The sequence below is a fragment of the Falsiroseomonas sp. HW251 genome (genome assembly GCF_050563545.1).
Taxonomy (GTDB): Bacteria; Pseudomonadota; Alphaproteobacteria; order Acetobacterales; family Acetobacteraceae; genus Falsiroseomonas.
Genome location: NZ_JBNXUM010000093.1, coordinates 1 through 929 on the forward strand (window position 1 = coordinate 1; position 929 = coordinate 929).

A 929-nucleotide genomic window follows, 5' to 3' on the forward strand; every position below is an offset into this window, starting at 1 on the left:
GCCTCGGCCATGGCGTTGTCGTAGGCATCGCCGACCAAGCCATTGGAGGGACGGACGCCCGCTTCCTTGCATCTGAAGCCGAAGGCCACAGACGTATATTGGCTGCCCTGATCCGAGTGCTGCACGACATCGGCGGGCTTCCTCGTCGTCACCGCCATGTCGAGCGCATCCAGCACCAGGCGCGTGCGCAGGTCGGTTGCCATCGCCCAGCCGACGATCCGGCGTGACCAGACATCGAGAAGGACAGCGAGGAACAGGAAGCCCGCGGCGGTCGGCACGTAGGTGATGTCGGCCACCCAGAGCCGGTTCGGGCCTGCGGCGCTGAAGTCACGGCCGACCAGGTCGTTGGCAGGCCTGTGGCTCGGCTCCCGCTGCGTGGTTGTCGGGAAGCGACGCCGGGAGACGCCGCGCAGCCCGGCCACGCGCATCAGCCGCGCCACGCGCTTGCGAGCCACGGCCGTGCCCTCCGCCTGCAGTTTGGCGTGGACCCGCGGTGCCCCGTAGGTGCCGTGCGAGGCGGCATGGATGGTGCGGATCCGGCGCAGCAGCGTCGCGTCGGTCGCGGCATGCGCTGAGGCCGGGCGGCTGCGCCATGCGTAGTAGCCGGACACCGAGACGCCCAGCACGCGGGCCATGGTCGCGATCGGGAATTCGGCCTGGTGCGCGCTCATGAACCGGAAGACCCGCTCGGGGCTGGTCACGCCGCCGTCCTTGCGGGCACCACCATCGCGCTCGGCCTGACGCACCCAGTTCCAGATCGACTGCGCCGTCGGCTCGAACTCCCTGGCAAGCTCCTCAGGCGTTCGCCCCGATCGGACGAGTTCCACCATCTGCCGCCGGAACTCCGGCGGGTAGGGCACCCTGAATTTCGGCATCTCGGACACCTCCGTCTCAAGCCTCGGGGTGTCCACAGAAGCGGGTCAACTCCA

General features: G+C 69.3%; 1 protein-coding gene. It reads right to left on the reverse strand.

Annotated features, from left to right (window positions below):
- Window positions 1–875, reverse strand: an 875-nt coding sequence (locus ACLF3M_RS35325) for an IS3 family transposase (protein WP_430661701.1), incomplete at its 3' end; no start/stop codon positions are given.
- Window positions 876–929 lie beyond the last annotated feature (54 nt).